Annotated in this window: 20 protein-coding genes; 14 read left to right on the forward strand and 6 right to left on the reverse strand. The window is 52.7% G+C overall.

What is annotated here, in order from left to right; all coding sequences use genetic code 11:
• Positions 1 to 43: 43 nt before the first annotated feature.
• Complete coding sequence (locus tag GBK04_RS06485; protein ID WP_152757932.1) at positions 44 to 1,528, reverse strand: mandelate racemase/muconate lactonizing enzyme family protein; 1,485 nt, start codon at positions 1,526 to 1,528, stop codon at positions 44 to 46.
• Positions 1,529 to 1,733: 205 nt separating this feature from the next.
• On the opposite strand from GBK04_RS06485, the gene GBK04_RS06490 reads away from it, so the two are divergent.
• From GBK04_RS06490 to GBK04_RS06530, 9 genes are all read left to right on the forward strand, one after another.
• Entirely contained in the window at positions 1,734 to 2,666 is a 933-nt protein-coding gene (locus GBK04_RS06490) for an RraA family protein (protein WP_152757934.1), read from the forward strand.
• A 104-nt stretch (positions 2,667 to 2,770) separates the two neighbouring features.
• The gene (locus tag GBK04_RS06495) at positions 2,771 to 3,772 is read left to right on the forward strand and encodes a bifunctional heptose 7-phosphate kinase/heptose 1-phosphate adenyltransferase (RefSeq protein WP_152757935.1); all 1,002 of its coding nucleotides are present in this window, start codon (positions 2,771 to 2,773) and stop codon (positions 3,770 to 3,772) included.
• Between the two features lie 92 nt (positions 3,773 to 3,864).
• Positions 3,865 to 5,127 (forward strand): AGE family epimerase/isomerase, encoded by a 1,263-nt coding sequence (locus GBK04_RS06500; protein ID WP_152757937.1) that lies wholly within the window; start codon positions 3,865 to 3,867, stop codon positions 5,125 to 5,127.
• Between the two features lie 198 nt (positions 5,128 to 5,325).
• Positions 5,326 to 5,934 carry a MarC family protein gene (locus GBK04_RS06505; RefSeq protein ID WP_152757939.1) on the forward strand — a complete coding sequence of 203 codons (609 nt, stop codon included), beginning with the start codon at positions 5,326 to 5,328 and terminating at the stop codon, positions 5,932 to 5,934.
• A 149-nt stretch (positions 5,935 to 6,083) separates the two neighbouring features.
• Positions 6,084 to 6,269: a CsbD family protein gene (locus tag GBK04_RS06510; protein WP_152757942.1), complete on the forward strand. Its 186-nt coding sequence runs from the start codon at positions 6,084 to 6,086 to the stop codon at positions 6,267 to 6,269.
• 345 nt (positions 6,270 to 6,614) lie between these two features.
• Positions 6,615 to 7,088 carry a hypothetical protein gene (locus tag GBK04_RS06515; RefSeq protein WP_152757944.1) on the forward strand — a complete coding sequence of 158 codons (474 nt, stop codon included), beginning with the start codon at positions 6,615 to 6,617 and terminating at the stop codon, positions 7,086 to 7,088.
• 88 nt (positions 7,089 to 7,176) lie between these two features.
• Positions 7,177 to 9,777, forward strand: a complete 2,601-nt coding sequence (locus tag GBK04_RS06520) for a phosphatidylglycerol lysyltransferase domain-containing protein (RefSeq protein ID WP_373330762.1) — start codon at positions 7,177 to 7,179, stop codon at positions 9,775 to 9,777.
• A 25-nt stretch (positions 9,778 to 9,802) separates the two neighbouring features.
• Positions 9,803 to 10,492 carry an AcvB/VirJ family lysyl-phosphatidylglycerol hydrolase gene (locus GBK04_RS06525; protein ID WP_373330763.1) on the forward strand — a complete coding sequence of 230 codons (690 nt, stop codon included), beginning with the start codon at positions 9,803 to 9,805 and terminating at the stop codon, positions 10,490 to 10,492.
• Between the two features lie 88 nt (positions 10,493 to 10,580).
• Entirely contained in the window at positions 10,581 to 10,829 is a 249-nt protein-coding gene (locus tag GBK04_RS06530; RefSeq protein WP_152757950.1) for a hypothetical protein, read from the forward strand.
• A 137-nt stretch (positions 10,830 to 10,966) separates the two neighbouring features.
• Here the strand turns inward: GBK04_RS06530 and GBK04_RS06535 are convergent, their stop codons facing one another.
• Together GBK04_RS06535 and GBK04_RS06540 are read right to left on the reverse strand one after the other, a co-directional pair.
• Positions 10,967 to 11,983: a hypothetical protein gene (locus GBK04_RS06535; protein ID WP_152757952.1), complete on the reverse strand. Its 1,017-nt coding sequence runs from the start codon at positions 11,981 to 11,983 to the stop codon at positions 10,967 to 10,969.
• Between the two features lie 635 nt (positions 11,984 to 12,618).
• On the reverse strand, positions 12,619 to 13,890 hold the full coding sequence (locus GBK04_RS06540) for a hypothetical protein (RefSeq protein ID WP_152757954.1): 1,272 nt from the start codon (positions 13,888 to 13,890) through the stop codon (positions 12,619 to 12,621).
• Positions 13,891 to 14,211: 321 nt separating this feature from the next.
• On the opposite strand from GBK04_RS06540, the gene GBK04_RS06545 reads away from it, so the two are divergent.
• The 4 genes from GBK04_RS06545 (at position 14,212) to GBK04_RS06560 (ending at position 21,487) form a co-directional block, all read left to right on the forward strand.
• Positions 14,212 to 15,489, forward strand: coding sequence for a YdcF family protein (locus GBK04_RS06545; RefSeq protein ID WP_152757956.1), 1,278 nt, complete (start codon positions 14,212 to 14,214; stop codon positions 15,487 to 15,489).
• 4 nt (positions 15,490 to 15,493) lie between these two features.
• Positions 15,494 to 16,372 (forward strand): hypothetical protein, encoded by an 879-nt coding sequence (locus GBK04_RS06550; protein WP_152757958.1) that lies wholly within the window; start codon positions 15,494 to 15,496, stop codon positions 16,370 to 16,372.
• A gap of 167 nt (positions 16,373 to 16,539) precedes the next feature.
• A complete protein-coding gene (locus GBK04_RS06555) occupies positions 16,540 to 19,878 on the forward strand; it encodes a SusC/RagA family TonB-linked outer membrane protein (protein WP_152757960.1) in 3,339 nt (1,112 codons plus the stop codon).
• A gap of 70 nt (positions 19,879 to 19,948) precedes the next feature.
• On the forward strand, positions 19,949 to 21,487 hold the full coding sequence (locus tag GBK04_RS06560) for a RagB/SusD family nutrient uptake outer membrane protein (protein ID WP_373330764.1): 1,539 nt from the start codon (positions 19,949 to 19,951) through the stop codon (positions 21,485 to 21,487).
• A gap of 271 nt (positions 21,488 to 21,758) precedes the next feature.
• Here the strand turns inward: GBK04_RS06560 and GBK04_RS30375 are convergent, their stop codons facing one another.
• The 3 genes from GBK04_RS30375 to GBK04_RS06570 form a co-directional block, all read right to left on the reverse strand.
• A complete protein-coding gene (locus GBK04_RS30375; RefSeq protein WP_373331442.1) occupies positions 21,759 to 22,286 on the reverse strand; it encodes a PQQ-dependent sugar dehydrogenase in 528 nt (175 codons plus the stop codon).
• On the reverse strand, positions 22,175 to 23,005 hold the full coding sequence (locus tag GBK04_RS30380) for a PQQ-dependent sugar dehydrogenase (protein WP_373330765.1): 831 nt from the start codon (positions 23,003 to 23,005) through the stop codon (positions 22,175 to 22,177). Before GBK04_RS30380 ends, GBK04_RS30375 begins: the two co-directional genes overlap by 112 nt.
• 159 nt (positions 23,006 to 23,164) lie before the next feature.
• The gene (locus tag GBK04_RS06570) at positions 23,165 to 23,755 is read right to left on the reverse strand and encodes an RNA polymerase sigma-70 factor (protein ID WP_152757964.1); all 591 of its coding nucleotides are present in this window, start codon (positions 23,753 to 23,755) and stop codon (positions 23,165 to 23,167) included.
• A gap of 138 nt (positions 23,756 to 23,893) precedes the next feature.
• Here GBK04_RS06570 and GBK04_RS06575 point away from each other — a divergent pair, with 138 nt between their 5' ends.
• Positions 23,894 to 24,934 carry a FecR family protein gene (locus tag GBK04_RS06575; RefSeq protein WP_152757965.1) on the forward strand — a complete coding sequence of 347 codons (1,041 nt, stop codon included), beginning with the start codon at positions 23,894 to 23,896 and terminating at the stop codon, positions 24,932 to 24,934.
• Positions 24,935 to 24,972: the final 38 nt, after the last annotated feature.

Genomic DNA, 24,972 nt, shown 5'->3' on the forward strand with positions numbered 1-24,972 from the left:
TCGCACGGGCCGCTCCGGCGTACCGCACCCCGTCACAATTGATTTAGCTCCACTCCCGATCCCACGAATCCTTCGTGTTCCATTCGGGCGTGGGGGCAAATAGCTTCGTGCCGGGCTTAAGGTGCTCTTTCACCACTTCCTCCACCACCTCAATCCCCAGACCGGGCGCATCAGGTACCGGCGCGAAACCTTTGACAACCAAAGGTTTGGTAGATTTTACCAGACTCTCCCACCAGGGTATATCCACCGAGTGGTGTTCCAGGGCAATGAAGTTTTCGGTAGCGGCCGCGCAGTGCACGTTCGCCATAAAAGCCACCGGACTCCCCGCAAAGTGCATCGCCATAGGTACCCCGTTCTCTTCGGCGTAGTCGCCGATTTTCTTGGTTTCCAGCAAACCTCCCGACGAAGACAGATCCGGATGGATCATGTCCACGGCGTGGGCATCGATGAGCTTCATGAAACCTTCTTTCAGATAAATATCCTCGCCGGTCAGGGTAGGTGTTTCGATGGCGTCCGAAATCTGCTTCCACTTCTCGGTATACTGCCAGGGTACCAGGTCTTCGAGCCAGGCCAACTGATACTGTTCGATGCGCTTGCCCAGGCGGATGGCGGTGTTGACATCGAAGTGACCGAAGTGATCCGCCGCCAGCGGTATCTCGTAGCCCACGGCATCACGTACCTGCGACACAAATTCGGCCATGGCGTCCAATCCCTTGTCCGTAATCTGCACCGCCGTGAAAGGGTGCTTCGTCATGCCGTAGTCGCCAATTTTCCCCCTATTCGATCCGTCACTCCATTGCCGCTTGATGTTCCAGTCCTTGGCGCCGATGAGCGCGCCGGGAATATCCGCTACCAGCTGAATCCCGAAGTCCATCTTCAGGAATGTAAACCCTTTGTCCATGCGCTCCTGCTTCATTTTCACCGCAAACTCGGCGGGCGTCTTCACCTCGGGCGTATCGGCATAAATCCGGACTTCATCCCGAAACTTGCCGCCCAGCAACTGGTAGGCAGGTACATTATAGGCCTTGCCGGCCAGATCCCACAGCGCCATTTCCACGCCGCACACCCCACCGGCTGCCCGGCTCTGGCCGCCAAACTGCTTAATTTTCTTGAAAAGCCGCTCCACGTTGCAGGGGTTTTCGCCCAGCAGGCGGCTTTTGAGCATCAGGGCGTAGTTGGGGCTGGCGCCGTCGCGCACTTCACCCCAGCCGACCAGGCCCTGATTGGTATCGATCCGGATGATCGGACAAACCATCGGCGCTCCCACGATGGTAGCCACCCGGATGTCGGTTATTTTCAGATCCGACGGTTTGGAATCGCGCTTTACTTTTTGGGTCAAAAACTCCATTTCCCTATCTACCTGTCCATCCAGAGCCATTCCCAGCGATAGACCGCCCAGAGTAGCTTTTTTGAAAAAGTCGCGCCGACTGTCCTGGGGTGAGCCTGGTGAAAATGGAGGCGGAGCGTCCGCCGCATCGCGGCTACTTTGGGGTAGTTTGCTCAACAGGTCTTGTAATCTCTTTTTCATCGTTTTTAAGGGTTTTGTAAAGAAATGATAGGTAATTGAGGCTGGTGAAGCCAAGGCACAGCAAAAAAATCCAGGCAGGCCAGCGGTCAGCAACGCCTTATCCCTAAGCCTGGTAGTTTCCCACTCAGGCAGAGGTTTCTTTGCTGGTGAGTAAAAAAAATTGCACTCAGCTTTTTAGTTCTTAAACTTTAACCTGATAAAGAACATGAAGCAATTATTCCTACTCGTAAGCCTTTTTAGTATTTACGGCCTTTCGATATCCAGCCATGCGCAATCGGTTCAGGCCACAAAAGAGGCCATCGCAGCTTACTCTCAGGAATGGAAAGGGGAGCGCTCGGCCGATGGACGCCCGCGCGTATCGGACGACCTCGTGCGCCGCGCCCGCAATATTTCGCTCGAAGAAGCCTGGGGGGTACTGCGCAACGAAGGGTACCACAACCAGTTTGTGGGTGACTGGAAAATCATGCGCCCCGAACAACCGATGGCGGGCCGCGCCCTGACGGTAACTTACCTACCTTCGCGGCCCGATATGGAAAACCCGATCAAAGAGCAGGGTAAAAAAGAAAAACGCAGCGGCGCCAGCAACTCCTGGCCCATCGATATGCTGCAGGAAGGCGATATTTATATTGCCGACGGCTTTGGCAAAATTCAGGATGGTACCCTGATTGGTGACAACCTGGGCAACTCAATTTATGCCAAATCGAAAAACGGCGTTATTTTTGACGGCTCGGTGCGCGACCTGGAAGGCCTAAAAGCCATCGAGGGGTTCAACGCCTGGGTGCGCGGCTACGATCCGTCCTACATTCAGGGCATGGTGGTGGGCTGCATCAACTGCCCTACCCGGATCGGACGCGCCACGGTGCTTCCGGGCGATCTGATTCTGGCCAAGGAGGAAGGCATTGTCTTTATTCCGGCGCATCTGGCTGAGAAAGTGGTTGTTAATTCAGAATTCATTTCGTTGAAAGATAAATTCGGCCACCTGCGGCTCCGCGAAGGCAAGTATACCCCTGGCGAAATCGATACCCGTTGGACCGATACCATCAAGGCGGATTTTTTGAAATGGGTAGCCGACAACCCCAAAGAGGTACCTATGACCAAGCAGCAGCTGGATGAGTTCCTGAAAGGTCGTACGTGGTAGTTTTATAATTTTGGCAGGATCGCTCGTGCGATGAGTGAATCGTGCAAATACCTGTTCACTCATCGCACGCCCTTCACAACTCACTCAATCTCTCATTACAATTCATGCAGGAAAGCGAAGTCCATTATATTTTTGAAAAAATAAGCAGCCTGCGGGTTGGCGTGATTGGTGATTTTGCCGTGGATTTTTATTATGACCTGCAAAAAAAAACGGGTGAAATTTCCCTCGAAACCCGACGGGAGGTGTGGTGGGGACGCCAGCCGCGCACTTCGCTCGGGGCCGCGGGCAATGTGGTGCAGAACCTGGCCGCCCTGGGTGTAGGTACCCTGAAGGTATTCGGAGCTGTGGGGCGGGATGTCTATGGCCGCGAAATGCTGCATCTGATGCAGAAGCTGGGCGTGGATACCGCCGGAATCCGGATACAGGACGAAGGCTGGGAAACCTGCGCCTACACCAAGCCACTGCACCAGGGTACCGAGCTCAACCGCGTGGACTTCGGCACTCACAACCTACTCAGCAAAGAGGGCTTTGAAAAAATCCTGAAAAGTCTGAAAGCCCAGATGGCGCATCTGGACATCCTGATCATCAATCAGCAGTTTGCCTCGCCCCTCATAACCCAGGAGCGCGTGGAGTTGCTGAACACCCTGGCCACCGTGTACCCACAGGTGTATATTCTGGCCGACATGCGTACCTACGGGCTGGCCTTGCGCGGCATGACGCTGAAAGTAAATACCGAAGAAATGGGCCGCCTCCTGGAAGTAGCAGGACACGAAAGCTGGACCACCGACGAATGTACCTTTTACGGGCATCAACTCTCCGACCACGTGCAGGGTCCGGTGCTGATCACGCGCGGCGAACAAGGCATGCAGTACGTACACGCCAGCGGCGTACACCAGAGTGCGGCCCTGACGCTGGAAGGCGAACTGGACACCGTCGGCGCGGGCGATACCAGCGTAGCAGCTTTCGCAGCTTGCGCCGGAGCCAGGGTACCTGTGCTGGAAACACTGGCCCTGGCCAATCTGGCGGCCGCCGTCACGGTCCAGAAAATCAACCAGACGGGTACCGCCACCCGGGACGAAATCATTGAACTGATCCGCACAGTTTAAAAAAATGAGCAGAACTGGATTGCCCACGTACAGGTACCTTCCTTTCTTCTCACACCCCTCAATTTCTCATTCACTCAATCATTTATTCAAAATTGAAAAAACTGCAAACCTACCGCGACGAAGCTTACCATCATCTGACTCAGGAACTACTCCCCTTCTGGGAAACCCGCTGCGTGGACCGGGAGAACGGTGGCTTCATCACCCACTTCGATAAAGACGGAAACGACTCCGGCGAAGATGAAAAATCACTTATCGCCCAAAGCCGTACGGTATTCACCTTCTCTTCGGCCCACCGGGCAGGTTACGGCGACGGTCGCTTTGCCGACATTGCCCGCCACGGCGTCGATTTCATGCTCAATACAATGTGGGATCCGGAACATGGTGGCTTCTACTGGCTGATGAACCGCAAGGGCGAGGTCACGATCGACGAGAAAATCGTGTACGGCCACAGCTTTGCCATCTACTCCCTCAGTGAATATACCCTGGCCACGGGCGACCCGCGCGGTCTGGAATACGCCGAAAAAGTTTTTGACCTGCTGCAAAAATATGCCGTGGATACCTACTACGGCGGGTACTTTGAAATGTTCCACCGCGACTGGACGCTCAAAGGGCCCGGCTCGGCGGGCGGCGACCGTAAAACGCTCGATGCCCACATGCACCTCATGGAAGCATTCACGACCCTCTACGAAGCCAGCGGCCGGGAAATTCACCGCCGCAAGCTGTTGGAAATGATCGAGCTGCTGATCCATAGAGTTACGCACCCCGAATACGGAACGGGCATCCCGCAGTTCTGGGCCGACTGGCGCGTGGCGCCGCAGATCAAGTTCGACATCATTTGGGGCTGGGACCGGTTCAGTGAGGACGGTCAAAAGAGCGCCGCCGAGGACAATACGTCTTACGGCCACAATGTAGAATTTGCCTGGCTGCTCATGCACGCCCTCGACGTGCTGGGCATTCCGTATAGCCAGTACGAAAACCAGCTTCTGCAATCGTTCCGGCACGCCATCGCGCACGGCATCGACTGGGAGTACGGTGGCGTGTACGTGGAAGGTTCCCACGCGGGTGAAGTGTACGACCGCGAAAAAGAATTCTGGCAGCAGGCCGAGGTACTCATCGGGATGCTGGATGCCTACCGGGTGTATGGCGACGAAAAGTACCTGGAAGCCTACGACGCCACGCATCGGTTCGTTTTCGATAAGATGATCGCGCACGAAGTAGGCGAATGGAAGCCGCTGCTGACCCGACAGGGTGAACCCATCTGGACGCACATGAGCCATTCATGGAAAGTCAACTACCACAGCGTGCGGGCCATGGTGCAGAGCATCGTGCGGCTGGATAAGTTACTGGCTCAGTAAATGTAACATAGGCTATTGCTGCCGGACTAGAAATGCCAGAGCCTCCCCAATTTTAAAATCGGGGAGGCTCTGGTGTTAAAAGATCGCTTTTTTTATCCCCATAGGTACCTTTGAGAAATTTCACAGAACGCATAAGGCATAACATCCGTTCTTGGTGGGTACCCATTCAGATTCTGTTCTCCAAAATACCAACATGGCATGGTTGAAGCGATAAAGACCTTTTTTTTCATGATCGCCGTTATTGACCCGATTGGCTCCATACCCGTGTTCCTGGAGGCCACCAAACAATTTAACAATAAAGAAAAAAAGAAAATCGCCTTGCGGGCCAGCGTCATTGCGGCTCTGATCCTCGTATTCTTCATTGTGGTTGGCCAGGTGATTATGGAAGCCATGCACATTTCGCTGGATGCCTTCCAGATTTCCGGGGGCGTCATTCTGTTCCTGTTTGCCCTTACCATGGTTTTTGGAGAAGGTAAGCCGGCCGAAGAAAAGCACCTGATCAAGGATTACAAGCACGTCACTATCTTTCCCATCGCCCTTCCTTCGCTGGCCTCGCCCGGAGCCATTATGGCGGTGGTACTTCTCACCGATAACCACCTATACACGATCGAGGAGCAAGCGCTCACTACCCTGAATGTACTATTAGTAATGAGCCTTACCTGCTTTTTATTATTGACAGCCAGCAAGATACAGGATCGTATCGGTGAGTCGGCCATTACGGTCATCAGTAAGATCATGGGGTTGATTCTGGCCTCTTTTGCCATGCAGAGCATTCTGTCGGGCATCAAAGGCTCTTTTAACTTATAGGAAACACTGCGCAATAATATTCCCATTTCGTCCCCGAATGGCCCATTTTCCGCTCTCGAATCGCTCGACTGGGGGTGGAATAATCTTTTTACATGAGATAGTATAGTTTTTCAAAGTACCATTTACCACTAAATTTAAAATTAACTGTCATGAACGAGCAAACCATAAAAGGAAATTGGAACGAAATGAAAGGTAAGTTGAAGCAAAAGTATGGCGAACTTACCGACGACGACCTAACCTACGCCGAAGGAAAAGAAGACGAAACCTGGGGTAAAATCCAGCAGAAAGTAGGCAAAACCAAAGACGAAATCAAGAAAGAAATAGCCGACCTATAATGTGTCGAATTGCACTTCATTAATGAAAAGTACAGAACCCCCGAAGCACCTCGCTTCGGGGGTTTTTGCGTATTGTATAGTCGTCCGCACGAAAGCGTAACAAAACCATAATGGAAATATTTTGGAGTCTTAGGGCGGGGTCGTTTGCTTTGAAACCCCAAACAGACCGCCTTCATGAAGTACCTTTTCGAGGATATCGTCTTTCACCTCCGCCGTAGCAGCAGTAGCCGGGCACTTCTTTTCTTTTTGCTCGCTATCCTGGTTATTGAATGTTTCCTGCGGCTTTGAGTAAATATTGCTTTCTGATGGATTTGGTAGGGTAGCACCATCCTACGTTTACGATCCATGACGGTCAGTCAACTGATTTTTTTCTCACTACTCATGCTGGCCTGTGGGTCTGCACCTTCGCAACATCAAAATACCACGGACCATTCCGGTCCAAAACCTCTACTGAATATCCGCGACATTGCGGACCAAACCCAGGAAGATATCGCTACTATTCTGGGACCGCAGAGCAGCCTCGACCCCGAGAAAGCCGCCAGGTCACGGTGTCCAAACTGTCAGAAGTACTCCTACCAGGAGGGTACCATCGAAATCACTTACATCAACGATATGGCCGACTGGATTACGATATACCCGCCCAAGGGTACCCCGGCCCGACAAACCCCAATTCTACTGGGCCTACCCGACACCCCTCCCGATTCTACCAGCCCTAGCTTCTGGCGCTGGAATCAAATACCGAGTATCCAAGAATTAAGGGCTCAGCTGAACCCGGCGGGATCAGTCGAGTCGATCTATATCATTGTGAAAACCCTGTAATTTTTCCCAGACATGTGGCCGTATTGCCGCAAAAAATCGTTAGTATTAGCTTCATTACCCCCTAATACACGATTGACGTTCTATGACCTTGTCCACAAGACCACTTACCTTCATCACCCAAAAGGGACTCCCCTACCTCCGCGAGAATGCCAAAAGTATCGGTCAGTTTATCCTGACTATTTTCTTTGTCGGCCTGGGAATCTGGTTTATCAAACACGAGCAGGCCGAGCTGGGGCAGGTCAGGCAGTTGCTGGTCACTGCTTCGGGGCAATGGGTGGCAGCGGGCATCGCACTTACGGTAGCCTACCTCATCATTCAGGGCCTGATGTACGTAGCGTCCTTTGCGGCCATTGGTAGCCGGGTACCGCTCTACGACGCCGTGATTCTATTCCTGAAACGTAATTTCGTCAGCGTATTCCTGCCCGCGGGCGGCATTTCGTCCCTGGCTTTTTTTACAAGCGACCTTACCAAAAAAGGCGTCAGCAAATCCCAGATCCACTTTGCGTCTTCCATTTATGCCTTTGTGGGCATCCTGTCGGTTGTGGTGGTTGCGCTGCCGGCCTTTGGGTACGCGCTGGTCCAGGGTACCCTGGGTACGGGCGAGTGGGTTGCTCTGCTCGGAATTATCGCCCTGGTAGCCGGACTGTACGGCTTGTACCGTTCCATTCTGGCCAAAGGCTTTCTCTACGAGAAACTGATCCGGTACTTCCCGGCGGCGGAACTCTACATCGAGGATTTGCTGGGCAACCGGATCGATCGCCGGCACTTTGCGCTGACGGTTTTTTACAGTGTCCTCATCGAACTGGTCGGCGTCGCGCATGTGTACATTGCGATGGTGGCCCTGCGGCTCGAGCCTTCCCTATTCGCCGCGCTGATGAGTTACATTGTGGCCGTTATTTTTCTTATCATCTCGCCTTTTTTGCGCGGGTTGGGTGCCATCGAGGTATCCATGAGCTTTATCCTGGTGCGCTTCGGCTATACCGAGGCCGCCGCCGTATCGGTCACGTTCCTGTTCCGCTTTCTCGAGTTCTGGCTGCCGCTGTTTGCCGGGGCGGCGAGTTTTCTGTTGAAAATCAACAAACTGCTGCTGCGCATTTTCCCGGCTTTGCTATTGTTCGTGCTGGGGGTAGTCAATATCGTGTCGGTGCTGACGCCCGCGATCAACCAGCGGCTGAGTTTTCTGAAAGGGGTACTCCCCACCGATGCCATCGAAGCCTCCAACTTCTTTGTGCTGATCGCCGGACTGTTTCTGCTCGTCACGGCAGCTTTTATGCTCAAAGGCCTGCGCATGGCCTGGTACTTTGCGGTGGTGCTGTGCGGGCTGTCAATCGTGGGTAATATCACCAAAGCCATCGACTACGAGGAGGCGATTTTTTCCTTTGTCACGCTACTCATCCTGTTGGTTTCCCGCCGCGAGTACTATGTCAAGAACAACCGCAAATTGGGCATCATCGGCGTACAAACCACCCTGCTGAGTTGCGCGGCGGTGGTACTGTATGGCTGCATCGGGTTCTATTTTTTAGACCGTAAACACTTCATCAACGATTTCAGTCTTGGCGAATCCATCCGCTACACGGTACAGAATTTTTTCCTGATCGGCTGCCGCGACCTGGTACCTCAAGATGCCTTCGCGCAGCGATTCCTGTATTCGATCAACATCAGCGGTTTTTTGTGCCTGGCCTTTCTGATCTACACCCTGGTGCGGCCCTACATCATCAAAGCCGCGGTGGAAGACGAGGACCTGGAATGGGCGCGGACAGTCCTGCAACAACACGGATGCACCGCGCTCGATCATTTCAAGACCTATTTTGACAAGATCATTTTCAAACCCGACCACCTCGACTGCTTCATCGCCTACCGGGTTACGGGCAGCTACGCCGTGGCGCTGGAAGGGCCTGTGGGACCGAGGGAATCCTGGCGTGCTTGCGTCATCGCTTTCAACAAATTCTGCCGTGAAAGCGGATTGAAAAGCCTGTACTACCGCGTTCCGGAGGAAAATCTTGCCCTGTTTCCCAAGAAAAAGAAAATCCTGCTTGGACAGGAAGCAGTCATGGACCTCATTTCGTTTTCGCTGGAAGGGGGCGCTAAGAAATCAATCCGAAATGCCCTGAAAAAAGTATCCGAAAAAGGCTATCAGGCCCGGGTGTATCAGCCACCCATCAATGATGGGCTTTTGCAAAAACTCAAATCCGTGTCGGACGAATGGCTGGCTGACACCGAACGTAGCGAAATTGTCTTCTCGCAGGGGATGTTCCTATGGGATGAACTGAAACAGCAGACTATCCTGACGGTGGAGAATCCCGAAGAAAAGATCGTCGCCTTTCTGAACGTGATTCCCGACTATGCACCTGGCGAGGGTACCTATGACCTCATTCGCAAAACCAAAGACGCCCCTGGTGGCGTGATTGATTTCATCACCGTAGAGCTGTTCAGGTACCTCAAATCGGCAGGCTATACGTCAGTCAATCTGGGGTTTGCCCCCATGTCGGGCATCGCCGATCCACAGAACCTGCCCGAGCGCTCCATGAAATTTGCCTATGAGAAAATCCGCTCGTTTGGCCATTACAAAGGACTGCGTGATTTTAAGGATAAATTTGCCCCAACCTGGCACAACAAGTACCTGGTGTTCAATGACGACTATGACTTATTCAATATTACGACTGTTCTGGCTAAGGTGATAAAACCGTAATTTCAATGAGGAATTATAAATGATTATGAAGAGAGTGAGATGGGTGATTCTTCTGGTTTTGATAAATCAATGGTCTATCGCGGGTTCCTTCCATTTGCCCGCAGACCTACCCTTAACGCTGATCCCGACGTCGGTGAATAGCGAGCAGCCGCTGGTGTTTTTTATTTCGGGGGATGGCGGCTGGATCGAGTTTGACCAAAAGCTGTCGGAAACCCTCTCCCGTCGGGGGATGCCGGTTGTGGGACTGGACGCCAGGAAGTACTTCTGGAAGGAAAAAACGCCTGCCCAAACAACCGCCGAACTGAGCGCGGCCATCGCGCAATACATGAAACGCTGGAACAAAAAGACGTTTGTGCTGCTGGGCTTTTCATTTGGCGCATCCATAGTACCTTTTGTCGCCACTCGGCTGGCACCCGACTTACAAAAATCATTACGGGTAGTCATAGCCCTTTCGCCCGACGAACGGACGGATTTTGAGGTACATCTGGCCGATATGCTCAACCTGGGCAACAACAAGGGCCATTACAATGTACTAGCCGAAATGACCCGAATCAAAGACTCAGGTTTGGTCTGCCTGTTTGGGCACGATGAAGACAATGCCGTGGAAGCCAAACTCACCCAGGCTGGCATCCGGGTAGCCCATTTGCCGGGCGGCCACCACTACGATGACAATTACGGCGCGTTGGCGGAGGCCATTTCCCCGAATACGGATTAGTAAGCGATAGCACTTCGAGCTACCTCCGCTTTCAGAAAAGCCAAACAGCACCAGGATTTAATCGCGGACAGCTTAAAATCCGAGCTGTATGGTTCCTGAATCTCAGCTTTCCGTTGGCCCGATACTCAATGACTTTGGCCTTCATTGCCGGATCAGCCGGATAGAGTCTGTTCCCGTCGATGCCGCAAACTCGCACCTTTCCATGCTCTATTTCTATGGATTGGATGACCAGGGGCATGACAAGATCGTGCGGATATGGTTCTATTCTTCCCGGATGCTCCAGGAACAGGAGCTAAACGACATTCGGCTCAATTTCCCCCATATTCCAATTGTTTGAATCCTAGAAATGAGTCTGGGTGGTGAACAAATCTCGGTTTAGGGAAAATTTCGGTGATGCTTTAATAAGTACAGATCCAAAGCCGGAAGTTTAAAAGAACTTACCCGAAGCCTAGTCTGTAGAATTACCGGGACTCATCATTTGATACCCGGTGGATTCATAGCTGTCTGGAAAAACCGGGCTACTTCAGTATTGATTTTGTCGTCCGTGCCATGCCCAATCCCAGAATAAGTTTTGAACCAGGCGGTGGCCCCGCCCATCCGGTAAGCTATTTCACAGGTAGCCCAGCGGTCTGGAAACATGGGCTTTCCAATGACCGAGAAGATGACGCCACGTTCTTCGTCACTATACGCATCATCATACAGCGCAGCGTCGTTTTCATCCAGTTCGCCCATGTACAGAAATTGCGGAACTTGCTGATACATTTTTAGATCGGGGTCCTTTCCAAAGCATTGCTTGAAATCATACAGTCCCAGCGGATACGCTAGAGGCCTGCCGCGCAAAGTATTGAGGGGCAGGATCGGCATAGCATTGATGCCGCCACAAGCAGTGGCAGCTATCCGGTCGGGATGAATCATCGTCAGGCGGTTAACGAATGTTCCCGAAGCTGAAAAACCCGTCAACCATACCTTTTGGTGTATGACAATACCGAGGGTATCCAACTGTCTGCGGGCATTTTCGATCATCGCCAGTAACTGCAGGTCTAACCGCTTCAATGGCCCCTGTGCAATCAACACAGCATCCCGGTCGAGGGCGTGGGTATAGGTCAGCGAATCACTGAAAGGCCGGGGAAAGACGGGTACCAGCAGAGGTACACGCAGGGCCTTGGCCACGTAGTTACCTACCGAACTTGTTCGGGCGGCATAGTAGGCGGCCCGTTCATGAACAGCCAGCGTATCATTCACGACGCCTGTATTATTTGGTTCTACGAGAAGGAAACGGGTGTCATGGAGGGGTGTGCCGGCAGGGACGAATACAAAATACGGAAAGTGAAAACCCATAGCAGGGTTGGCCTCGAAACGCAACAGTCGGGCCCCTGAGTCAGTTGTGGCTGAATGTTCCCCAGTAGGTTGAGCGACGCTGACCGTTAGCCAGGGTACCGCTAACAAAAAAACAGCATTGAAAATCAACCGAAGCAAGAATAGTAGTTTCATATAAAGTAGTGATTTAAAAGCTAATTGCCCTAAAGATGGACCGTTAGTTCTTTTCTTTAAAACAAGCTGTTCTTGAACCCGCTTAATCAATTCATCAATCGTTACAAAAGGAAGTTGATCTGTTTGACCAGTATTTTCATATGTAATGATCGATCTGCAAACTTGGCGGGACGGTGGTTGGAGAATATTATCTGATGTTCGCAGTCGCGCTACTAAATAGGATGTCTGATGGTGATTGCAATGTGGAGATTACGCCATTGATGAAGCTTATTTGGAGTATCTACCTCCAGCCGCTCCGAATTCATCGATCTACAAAGTATTGAGTGAAAGAGATAGGACCGTATGAAACGATAAGCAGTCCATGAGTTGCAGTGATTCAGGGCACTAACCCGAGGGTAAACTCCGTATGAATACGTTTGAGCCAAACATCGATTGCCCGCTTGACCACTTTGGAGTCAGCCCACTGCTGCCCGTAAGGGCAGAAGGATTAGTAAAAGGAGCCCTCACGCAAAGTAAGATCGAACCAATTTTATTAACTATACTGATTTGGAGGTCAGCACAGGCACTATTTGACCTACCCGATCTCTAAATTTTCCAGCCGGGAATTTCAGTTTATTCCAAGTTTATAAAGTACATCAATTGATCCATGCACGGAAATAAGCCGAACTCTGGATGGACTTGACTTGCTGCTTACCACCCTGGGTATAGAACAGGGTTCCAGAAACCGATCCCGCAATAAGTTTACCTGGAATGTAATCGGTAATGGTAATTTTCCCTCCACCTGACATCCATTGATTGTTATCCGAGCGGTAGAAGTGAGCGTAGGCTTTACTCCCGTCATATGCATTTATACCAATACTTTTGCCGGGATTTGTACTGGCTTCGTTCACCTCGTAGGTACCTTTGCCCGAAAAATTTTCAATTGTAAAGCCAACCGATGCCGCTCCGGGAATAACGGCTCCCTTCTCCGAAACAAGTCCAACCAGTGTACCATTGGCGTTGGCCAGCGATACAAAGGCGTTATTTACCGAATTGCCGTTAACGGTACAAGTGTTGCCACCATAGATGCTTAAGTTGGTCACGAGCAGCAATTGCGTTTTTTCAGCAATCATGATCTGAGTGCTGATGGTTACAGTGCTCCCTGGTGAGTGGGGGGGAGCCAGGTACTCCAGATTCCGCCCATCGTCATGTTCTACAGCGAGCCCCAAATCCGCATTAGCGTGCTCACGCACAGGTACCCCGTTGATCCTCCAGTTACTTGCAAGCCCCGATTCTTCTGGATTGGTGAGCGCAAGCCACTTTTCTTCAGGGTCGCCACTGAAATTTTTCAGATAGTAGGGTTTTACCAGTATGCTTTCATTAGGTAACACTTGGGGGTTTTCAGGACGCAGAAAAAACTGTTCAAAAAAGGCGATGTCCTGCGGCCGGCTGATGGATGCCATAGCCTGTTTTTTTACTTTGTCAGGAGTAATGGCCCAGCCCAGCCATGTTCCATTGGCTTGCTGCACGGCTAAGCCCAGCGCATCGGGTGTGGAACCGATAATATCCTCGTCCTTATAATTCCAGGTGGCGGTGATGGGTTTCTTATAAGTAGCGTCGGCGGGCAACAGCCGGTACCCGGATTCTACTCCCCCCGGGGCTTTGTTTTCGATGGGTTGTACCGTGATGGCCGTTTCCTTTTCCAGGGCACCGGCGGGAAAAGTAAACGTTACAGGGCTGCCCGGCAGGGTAATTTCTCCTCCCGCCGGGCCGACCATCCGGGTAAAGGAGCTCCCCTTGGGTTGGCCTACTTCCGTAGAGATGCCCCCCGATGGAATGTTGGGATCGGGCGTGTCAGGTTCGATGGTTGCATCAGGCTGAGTGCAGGCCAGCAAGCCCAGCAATAAAATCTGATGTAAACGTAGCATGTTCATGGTTGAAGAACGGAAATTCCGCTGCGGCGGAGTTGACTTTGTTTTTGACCCTTCAAAATTCCCCTTTGGAATGTCTTCGGGGAAATACGACTCGTACCAATTGGGCACTAGACTGTCCTAACTGGCATTCCGGCTGGATAAATCGTTCTGTCCAAGACAGAACTAATACCCATCTCCAAAACAGCCAGGTACCTACCGGGGGCAGGCAGTTGGCCAGGAGATAGCTTTCCGGTCGAATCGTTAAAAATTTAACGGTGCGTTAATCCTGGCTTAACGCTCCCTATCTTCCTTTGCTTCCGTAAAATCTATAACCAGATGAGCCAATTCCTCAAAGCGACGCCGATATGCCTGCTGTTCCTAGCGCTGTCCTTAGGTCTGTCTGCCCAGAAACCCGGGCCCCTGGCCACCTATGAACCCATCTACGGGCCGTCAGTTGTTCAATTGAAGAATTTCTATGCCCTCAGTTTGCTGGAAAGCCCGGACGCATCACGGATTCTGCTGGCCGATCCTGCCCTGCGCAGTTTGTATCAGCAGAAAAATGACCACCTCAGTCGGGCGGTGAAGGAATGTGGCAGCGACGTGGGTTGCTATACGGGTACAATGAAATTCACAGAGGATGAAATCAAACTTGTTAGCGGGCGGCTGTCTCAGCTCTATAAAGCAGACAACGGCCTGGGAAAACTGGTAAAAGACCACCTTATTCCTTCGGGTACTTATATCCTCTACGACTCCCTGCCCCTCGGGGAACTGCTGGTCAAAGCCTGGGAACTGGAAGCCCGGGGCCTCAACCACGTCCTGGAAGTGTACGCCGAGGGAATGAAACCCAACTACCCGGCCATCGACTCCATTGCTTTCAATACCAAGTCCCGCAGTTTTGGTACCCTGGCCTACGACGTGGCCGAACTGACCCGACAAGAAGGCAATACCAGTCTGTTCTTTTCCCCCTCCCTCCAATACGCTCTGCGGTGGCTGGAAGTGAATGGCCGCGACGAGGCCGCCGACTACGAGCCCATGCGGTTTACGGAGAACAAGGCTGCTTTTCTGCACGCCAGAGCCCTGGATTCCCTGGCTGCCTGGGACAAATTTAAGTACAGCGTTATCCTGGTACCCGGCTCCGGGCCTTCCGACCCCAGTGTTGCGCTGAGTCCGGTCGGCATGTTGCGCTGCCGCCTGGGGGCGTTGCGGTACTTCGATGGCCTGGCCCCGTTCCTGGTCGTGTCGGGCGGAAGGGTACATCCTTTCAAAACCAAATACAGTGAGGCGTTTGAGATGAAAAGGTACCTTATGGAGGTGTTGCACGTGCCGGAGGAGGCAATCGTCTTGGAGCCCCACGCCCGACATACGACAACGAACCTGCGCAACACCGTCCGGCTGCTATTCCACTACGGCATGCCTATTGGCAAGCCCTGCCTGATCACCACTACCCGCTCCCAAAGCCTGAGCATCGGCTCCCACGCTTTTGTCGAACGCTGCCGCCGCGAACTGGGGTACCTGCCCTACCGCCTGGGGGAGCGGCTGAGCGATACTGATTTGGAGTTTTTTCCTTCTCTGAATTCTTTACAGATCGACCACGACGAACCCCTAGACCCTTAACTCTATGAAAAATCTGATCCTGGCGACTATCACCGCCGGTATGCTCTGGTGCTTTACCTACGAGTTGCCGGGGGTAGGAAAAATGGAAGTCACCCGTTCCCTCACCGTGGATTCTTTGGGGGCATGTCAGGGCGTGAGTTTTATCGACAACAAGGTCTTTCTATACGGGGATAGGGAGGTAGGCGTAATCCGGGAATATTCCGTGAGCCCTGATTCGCTGGTTTATTCGGGTAGAGAATACCGCCTCACTGTGGATGGGAAAAACGTCATCAACCACCCGACGGGTATCGCCTACCAGCCGGGCCAGCCCGTATTCATGGGCAACAGCATCCGGCTGAATCCCGAAGGTACCCTATGGAAAGCGGTTATCTACCAGGTAGACTGGCCGGGCCTGCAAAACAGCAAAACGCTGGACGGCAACCTACTGCGCACGATTGAAGACGACGCCTGCATCCAGGGTACCCGTCCGGAGTACGTGCAATACAAGGGGAAATGGTACGTGGCCACCGCCGATTACGGCGACAAACGGAACGAGGTACGGCTCTATGATCCTGAAAAGCTCAAAAGCGCCACCAAAACCTCAGAGCCGGGGGTACTCTACAAAAAATTCACGTGCGGTCCCTGGGTACAGAATCTACACTGGCTAGCAAAAGACAGGGTGCTGGTGCTGATCCAGAATCAGATCGAAGGTCGGAAATGGCGCTTCACCTACCTGGACCTTGAAAAATCACTCAACGAGGGTACCGCGCACCTGCTCAGCACGCATGATCTTGACAAAGCCGACGAACTGGAAGGATTTGCGATGGTCGGCAAGGGGCAAACGGGAATTGCCGTTACCTCCTCCCGGAAGAACAATGTGCACCTCATTCATGTAAAGCCTTGATTATCCCTATCCCTTAAATTTCATATTTTCTTAATTTTTACTCTGCATTAGGGTAACAGCCCAAAAATACATTTGCGCTTTGATTGAATCACTTTACTGGTGAGATCAATAAAGTGTAAATGTATTTTTTTATTGTAATTATTCAATTTTAAGTACAGAGGAGTCGTATGAGAAAACAACTATTATCCGTGGTACCCTACCTCCTGACCGGAGTGCTGTCGATCGGCTTCACGTTTTCGGGTGGGGCGACGGTGGTAAGAGGGGAAGACGTCATCAGGCGAGAAAACGCAGTGCCTCAGGCCCTGATTTCGGTGTCGGGCCAGGTGGTGGACGAGGCGGGCGAACCGCTGATCGGCGTGACGGTACTGGAAAAAGGCAGCAGCCGGGGAACCGTTACCAACGAAACAGGCAACTATACGCTGAACACCGAACCCGGGGCTACGCTGGTGTTTTCCTTTGTGGGTTTCATCGCCCAGGAAATTCCGGTATCCGATCGGCCCACGGTCAACGTCACTCTGGTACAGGATGCACTGATGCTCAACGAAGTGGTGGCCGTAGGGTACCAGACGCTGCGCAAAAGCGATCTGACCGGGGCGGTATCGAGCGTGAAAGCCAAGGAACTCAACCTGACCACGCCTACCATCGGCCAGGCCTTAGTGGGTAAGGTAGCCGGGGTACAAATCTCACAGGTGAGTGGTGCGCCTTACAATACGACCAAAATCCGGGTACGGGGGGTAGGTTCGGTCAACGCCAGTTCGGACCCCCTCTATGTCATCGACGGCTATCCGGCGGGAAACGACGTTTTCATCAACCCCAACGACATCGAGTCGATCGACATCCTGAAAGATGCCGCCTCGGCGGCCATCTACGGTTCGCGGGCGGCGGGTGGCGTGGTGCTCATCACCACCAAGCGCGGCAAGGAGGGCAAGGGACGGTTGGAATACGACTATCAGTTTGGCGTGAATCAGCTGAGTAAAAAAGTGAAGCTGATGAACTCCGCCGAATACACCCAACTGTTCATCGACGCCCGCAATGGTACCTACCGCGACCTGATGGTGAACGCGGGCAAGCCTTTTACGGATGCCAACTATTCGGACGACAACGCTACCCGCATCAAAAACATAGGGAGCGCGGGCTCGGTAAGTATTCCCACCAGTCTGTACGATTTTGCAACCCAAAAGGCCCTGCCGCAGCAGTACGACACCGATTGGCAGGACGAACTGTACCAGAATGCGCTGGTGCAGCGGCATAACCTTTCGTTTACCGGGGGTAAAAACGGCGTGCGCTACGCCGTCAGCGGGGGGTACCTCGACCAGCCGGGAATTATTCTCAGCACGGCCCAGCAACGGCTCAATTTCCGGACCAATCTGGACGCGGAGCTGACCAGCAAATTGAAAGTGGGTGCCAATCTCGCCGTAACCTCCAACACCAACCGGGAGGTTCAGGAAGGCCGCTTCAACCAGGGACCTATCCTGGGCGCTTTGATTTACATGCCGATTTTTAAAGCCTACAACGAAGACGGTACCCTGGCCAAGAACGAGGCCGCCGCGCTCAGCTCCGGCTTCGGTTTCCAGTCGATCGAAAATCCTGTGGCTTTGGCTACCGAAACCCACATCAACCGCCGGGGGCTGCGGGGTACCTACAATGGCTTCGCCACCTACGAAATCATTCCCGACCTAACCTTCAAAGCCAATCTGGGAATGCAGACCTACACGGAAAAATACGAGTTTTACAAGCCGACCAGCCTGAGCAGCGGGGCCAATCCCCCCGGCTCACCGCAGGCCGTGGCGGCGGCCTTTGCCGAGTCACAACTGCTCACGCAGGTAGACCAGCTGGCCGAGTTCACGCTCAATTACCGGAAGCAGTTCGGATTGCATAGCCTCGATGCGCTCGCCGGGTATACGGCCCAAAAAAACACGCGCGATGTACTGGCCGTGCGGGCCAATGGCTTCCAAAATGACCTGATCGAAGAGGTAACGGCCAAGGGTGCCGACGCCACCAATTTTTCCATGCTCAACAATACCGGAAAAACCGAGTGGTCACTGCTTTCCTACCTGGCCCGCGCGGTGTATAACTACGACAACCGCTACTACCTGACGGCCTCCTTCCGAACCGACGGGTCGTCGCGCTTCGGTCCCAACAACCGCTGGGGCAATTTCCCTTCGGTATCCGCCGGCTGGAACATTTCCAACGAATCCTTCTACGGCGACCGTTTCGGAAAATCGACGACCCTTAAGCTACGCGCCAGCTGGGGACTGAGCGGCAACAACAACATCGGAAATTACAACTTCCTGCAAACCATGGCCACGCCGGGCGGCGTTGTCTTCGGCAATGGATCGGTCAACACCGCCTTGTGGGCCGAGGGTATCAAGGATCTGGACCTGGGCTGGGAATCCACTTCGCAGTTTAACTTTGGCGCGGATATTGGATTACTTAACGACCGGCTATCCATCATCGCCAATTACTACCTGAGCCGCTCGTTCAACCTGTTATTTTACCAACCCATCTCGGCGATTTCCGGTACCTCTACCATTCTGACCAATTTGCGTGACTCCAAGGTCGAGAACAAGGGTTTTGACATCCAGGTGGATGGCCGGGCCATTTCCAGTCGGGATTTTAGCCTGAACGTCAGTGGTAATATTTCCCTGAACCGCAACAAAGTGTTGGACATGGGCGGCGCGAGTACCATCATCACCAACGGAGCCGAGCGCTCCTACCTGACCCACATCACGCAGGAAGGCCAGCCCATCGGTATGTTCTACGGATTCAAAGTGGCAGGCATGGTGCGCGAAGCGGACATGGAGAATATCGCCATTGACAATGCCAACTACAACTCCGCTACCAAGTCGTTTCCGGAAGGCTATGTACTCAAAGGTCCGGCCCGCTCCTTGGCTTCCTCCAACCCGTTGCGTCCCGGCGATCTGTACTTTGAAGATGTCAATGGCGACGGGATAGTGGACGACAACGATAAGCGGGTCATCGGCAGTCCGCATCCAAAATTCACCTATGGCTTTTCGCTGTCGGCGCGCTACCGCAATTTCGACTTCACATCTTCCTTCAATGGCGTGTACGGCAACCAGGTACTCGACGGACAAGACTACTACCTCTTCAACATGGAAGCTTCGGGCAACCAGTACCAGAAAGTCGTGAACCGCTACCGTTCCGAAACCGAGCCGGGCGATGGCAGCGTATACCGCGCTTCGCGCGGGGGTACCCAGAGCAACAGTACGCGGCTTTCTACCTTCTACCTGCAGGACGGTTCGTTTCTACGCTGCACCAACCTGATGCTGGGTTATAATGTACCCAACATAGCGGGTCTGACCCGCAACGCCATCAGCAACCTGCGGCTGTATGTAAGCGCCGACAACGCCTTTACGCTCACGAAGTACCTGGGGTACAATCCCGAAGTGGATTATAATGATGGGGCTAATCTGACGCCGGGTGTGGACTATGGCAAGTACCCCCTGGCCCGCGCCTGGAACATCGGAGCAAAAGTCACTTTTTGAGGATGCCGTTAGCGATTGGCTCTTAGCTTTCCAGATGATTCGCTATTAATTTTTTATAACAATGAAGACAATGAACAAAATACATATTTTTCGCCATACAGCGGTTGCTTTCGCCCTGACATTACTCGCCTCCTGTTCGACCGATTTCATCAACCTACAGGATCCGAATGCCGTGGCATCATCCACCTATTACCGTACCGAGAACGACGTGCAGCTGGCCGTCAATGGGATCTACCAATCATTGCGCAGCGGCAATAGCGTTGGCGAAACCAGTGGACTTTTCAACGAGGAACGTTCGGACAATGCCGGCCGCAACGACAACCAATCCAATGCCGGCGAGCCGTTCCAGTTCAACGATTTCTCACTGCTACCCAGCAACACCTACCTGAAAAGCCATTGGCTGGGCTTGTACCAGACTATATCGCGCAGCAATCAGGTACTTGAGGGAATTGAGAAAGTGACGTTTTCGGATAACAACCTGAAAGAGCAGTACCAAGCCGAAGCGAAGTTCCTGCGGGCGCTGATCTACTTCGAGCTGGTACGAAAATGGGGCGATGTACCTCTGGTGACCAGGCCGCTCACGACTGCCGACGAAGTGCGGGCCAGTACCTTCCGTGAGAAGCAGGAGGTCGTATACCAGCAAATCGTGGCCGACCTGAAGGACGTAGTAGCCAGTCCGCTACCCAATCAGCAGAACGCCGCCAATAGGGGCCGGGTATCTAAAGCCGCCGGAAACGCACTCTTGGGAAAGGTGTACCTGACCATGGCCACCACCCTCGATGCGGCTAACCGCTCTACGAACCTAAATCAGGCTAAGACTTACCTGATGGCGGCCTACGGCATGCGTACCTTCGGAAAGTTGTCGGAAATTCCTTACGCCGATGTGTTCGATGTGAGCAAGAAGACCACCAATCCCGAGCTGATTTTTCAGATTGTGAACAAACAGGGCGATATCAACTACTCTTCGTCCATCGCCCGCAACAACCAGGCGAAAGGCGAAACGATCAATTCGCTTTTTACATCCAGTGGTTCGGGAACCAACGTGAAACCCGACCTGGTAAAAGCCTTCGAAGAAGGAGACAAGCGGAAGGATTTCTCCATCAAGTACGCCAATGATCCCATCGTCAAGGATTATTTCATCACCAAATTCCGGGACAATAGCGCTGCGGCTACGACCAACGGGTACGGTGGCAACGATTGGATTCTGCTGCGCTACGCCGACGTGATCCTGATGCTGGCCGAAGTAAACCTGTACCTGGGCGACGAGGCTGCGGCCATTGGGTACCTCGACCAGGTACGCGAGCGGGCCGGACTACCCCTGTATGGTACCGCCAAAAGCGACCCTGCCTACGCAGCCAGGTACCCCACCCTGAAACTGGCTATTCTGCACGAGCGCCGGGTAGAGCTGGCCTTCGAAAACCAGCGCTGGTACGACCTGCTCCGTTTCTTCACAACCGACGAACTGGTAAGTTATTTCCGGGCCAAAAGTCAGGACGATTACGGACTCGCCAAACTGTCGAATTTCAGCGCCAAGGATCGCTATTACCCTATTCCGTTCGATGAGTTTAAACTCAATCCCGAAGCCATGTACCAGAACCCGGGGTACTGATTTCCGAAAGGTTTTGAGCCCGGCCATAAGTCTGGCTCGCGCTTTTTAGAAGCTGTTCGAGTTAATCTTGATCTTATTTAAAATTACGCTTTTCCGCCAAACCTATGCTAAGGTACCCCTCGGTCCCGGGTTTGGTACCTTGTCCTGACGAAAGCCATTCATTTTGTATAGAAAACTTAACTCGAACAGCTTCTTTTTTATTTCTGTAGACTTGATTCCCATCCCTAAAAGAAAAGCTTCTGGATATTGGCAAACCAGAAATTACGCCTATTCAGTTTGCGGGAAGAAACTGCTTGATGGTACCCTGATGATCCAGCAGGTAGACTTCTCCGGCTGCATCTTCCCCAAACGCACTGATATTTCCCGCCCCATCTACCAGTAATTGATTCGCTGTTTCCTGTCCCTTTTCTGTCACCAACGCCCACACCTTTCCACTCCCGTAATCAGCATACAGGTAGCTTCCCTGTAGGGAAGGATACCGGTTTCCGCGGTAAACCACCCCTCCGGTAATGGATACCCCGTCCTGCCGGGGGTAGGTATGAACCGGAGCAATCAGATTCCCCGGATCGCAATCGTTCCGGGGGTTGTAACAGCGGTTGCCTTCTTTCAGTCGCCAGCCATAGTTGCCTTCCCGGGTAATGACATTCACTTCTTCAAATTCATTCTGACCCACATCCCCCGCCCAGATCAGGCCAGTCTGCCGGTCAAAGCTGAACCGCCAGGGGTTGCGAAGGCCGTACGCGAATACCTCCTCCAGTACCATCTCGGCATTTCCCGCCCAGGGATTATCCGAGGGAATGCCGTAGGTACCTTTTTGGGTGCCGTCGACGTCGATGCGGAGCAGTTTTCCCAACCAGGAGGGGAGGCCCGGTTCTGGGCGTTCTGATGCGGATCGCCCCAAGCACCCCCGTCACCAGTCGAGATGTACAGGTACCCTTCGGGACCAAACGCAATTTTACCCCCGTTGTGGTTGTCATAAGGCTGTGCAAAGCGTAGGAGTACGGTTTCAGTGGCGGGGTCGGCCACAGCCTGTCCTGGGGAAGCAACCTGGTACCTTGCCAATACCGATTCGAGCGGATTGCGCTTGGTATAGTACACGTAGAAATAGCCATTTTGCCTGAATTGGGGATGGAAGGCCAGTCCCAGCAAGCCCATTTCTCCTTCGGAGGAAACCTTATGTTTAATGTCCAGGTAAACCGGGGCGGATTGTACACCGGGATCGTTCGCGAACACCCTGATTCGGCCTTCCTGTTCAAGGACAAACAGCCGATTACTGCCATCCCCCGCGTGGGTAAATTCTACGGGTCGTTCAAAGGTCAGATTCGGAAAGGCATTGATCAGTTTCCATTCCTTGGTCTTTCCCGAAGCATGGTCCCCTCCAGCGGGCCTCATGGCCTGGGGAAGGGTCATTGACATCAGACCCATCAGCATACAGGTACCCAGCAGACGCAGCGGGCCGCCCATCCGCCCGGATTTAGGTATCGGAAAAATCCTGAGGTATAAACTGCTTTTGTTCATCAGGGTGGAAAGGGTTGAAATCTGACTATTAATCCCTAAGAAGGTAAAGCTCCTTAGCAGTACAGTTCGGGGCGCATTTCGTGCTAAGGGGTACCTCATGTAATTTCAAATGACTGATAACCAAAGGGAAACAGTGAATGGCTAACAAGCACACCTACCCTAAGACGATAGAAGGGCCACGATCAGCGCGAGGTAGTTCAATTTCTCCCGGAGAATACGCAACGCTTTGCTGATATGAAATTCAACGGTCTTTTCCGTGATCTCCAACAGTTCGGCGGTTTCGCGGTTAGTAAGGCCGCTGCGGCTCAACTGGAACACCCGGCGGCTTTTTTCGGGTAGCTTGCCAAGTTCGCGGTCATAAGCCACCTGAAGCTCACTGAGCAGAATCTCCTCCTGCACGGGGTTAGCCGAATGGGAAGCCAACGTTTGGTCTGGAATATCATGGAGCGAAACCGACTTTTCGTACAGCTTTTTCCGCAAGCTCGAAATAATCCGGTTCCTGAGCGATGTGAACAGATATACGTCGATATCCTTTTCAATCCGGATTTCCTTTCGCTTCAGCCAGAACGAAACGAACAGTTCCTGCACCAGATCTTCAGCCGCCGCCTGATCGTCCAGTTTACGACGGGCCAGGGTGTACATTTTGGCCGCGTAGCGCCGGTGCAGCTCCCCAAAAGCCAAAGAGTCATCCTCCGAACCTACGAGGTTCCAAAGGATTTTATCCTCTATATGTCGATAGTTTACATTCACCTTAAGCTGGAAAGGAACCCCTATGCCAATAATACTATAATTTCAAAAAAAAAGTCAAAACCCACTAGGGTACCCCGTCCCTGCGGCGTCTTACCCCTATAACCCTCGTTTTTTTACCAAGGTATCCATAAATTCCCTATGAGCAAGAATCCCGTTTCGTACGAACTATTGGACAAGTACCTGGCAGGCAGGTGCACGGCGGAAGAGGTATATCTGGTAGAAAAATGGTACGCCTCTCTGGACGAAGAGGGAAGCCTGCCTGCCGACGAAAAGGTGTTCGACCAACCGAAGCAATGGGCACGCGTGAGGGCCGCCCTGCGGGATCACATGGACAATCCGGCCGGGCACACCTACACTCCGGCCAAATCGAAAACCTTACCCCTGTGGCCGAATTTCTCGCGGATCGCCGCCGCCGTATTGCTACTGCTGGGCGTGCTGGGTGGGTACCGGTACTGGCAAAATACTCAGGATGACGAAAGGATGACGACCGTCGGGGTGTCTGCCCCTGAAACTGTCCGGATCGAAAACACGCTCAATAGAATCGTACGTCATTCCCTACCCGATGGTAGCGAAATATGGCTGAATCCGGGGGCTTCCATCCGGTATGCCAAACTATTTCAATCCGATTTTCGGGATGTATCGCTGGAGGGAGAAGCCTTTTTTGAGGTGACTCCTAACCCATCGCGTCCCTTCCGGGTAAGCAGTGGCAAAATGCTGACTACGGTTTTGGGAACAAGCTTCAATGTTAAAGCCAATCCGATCGATCAACAATACGAAGTGTCGGTCGTGACGGGCAAAGTATCCGTCTCCGCGCCCGATCCGAGTGGGCGCCGGCAATCAGTACAGCTATTGCCCCGTCAGCAAGCGATCATCGACGCCACGAGTGGCCAGTTAGCCCAGAAAGAGTTACCCGCCAGTGCTGGAAAGGTTGCCTCCTGGCAGCCCGTATCTCTCACTTTTCAGGATGCCACATTGGGAGAGGTCGTCAGCCGGCTCGAAAAAAAGTTTGATTTGAAGATTACCCTGGCCAATCCCAGATTGGCCAACTGTCGGATTAAAGCTGTTTTTGACCAGCAGCGCCTACCCGAAATCCTGGATATGACCACCCTGATGGTAGAAGCTACCTACGAAATGCAGGGGAATACCATTATTCTGACGGGAGCAGGTTGTCCTGAATAAGTACTGAAGAAATATCTGATAAACTAACAAAACATTGC

Origin of the sequence: Salmonirosea aquatica (genome assembly GCF_009296315.1) — a bacterium.
In the GTDB taxonomy this organism is placed as follows: Bacteria; Bacteroidota; Bacteroidia; order Cytophagales; family Spirosomataceae; genus Salmonirosea; species Salmonirosea aquatica.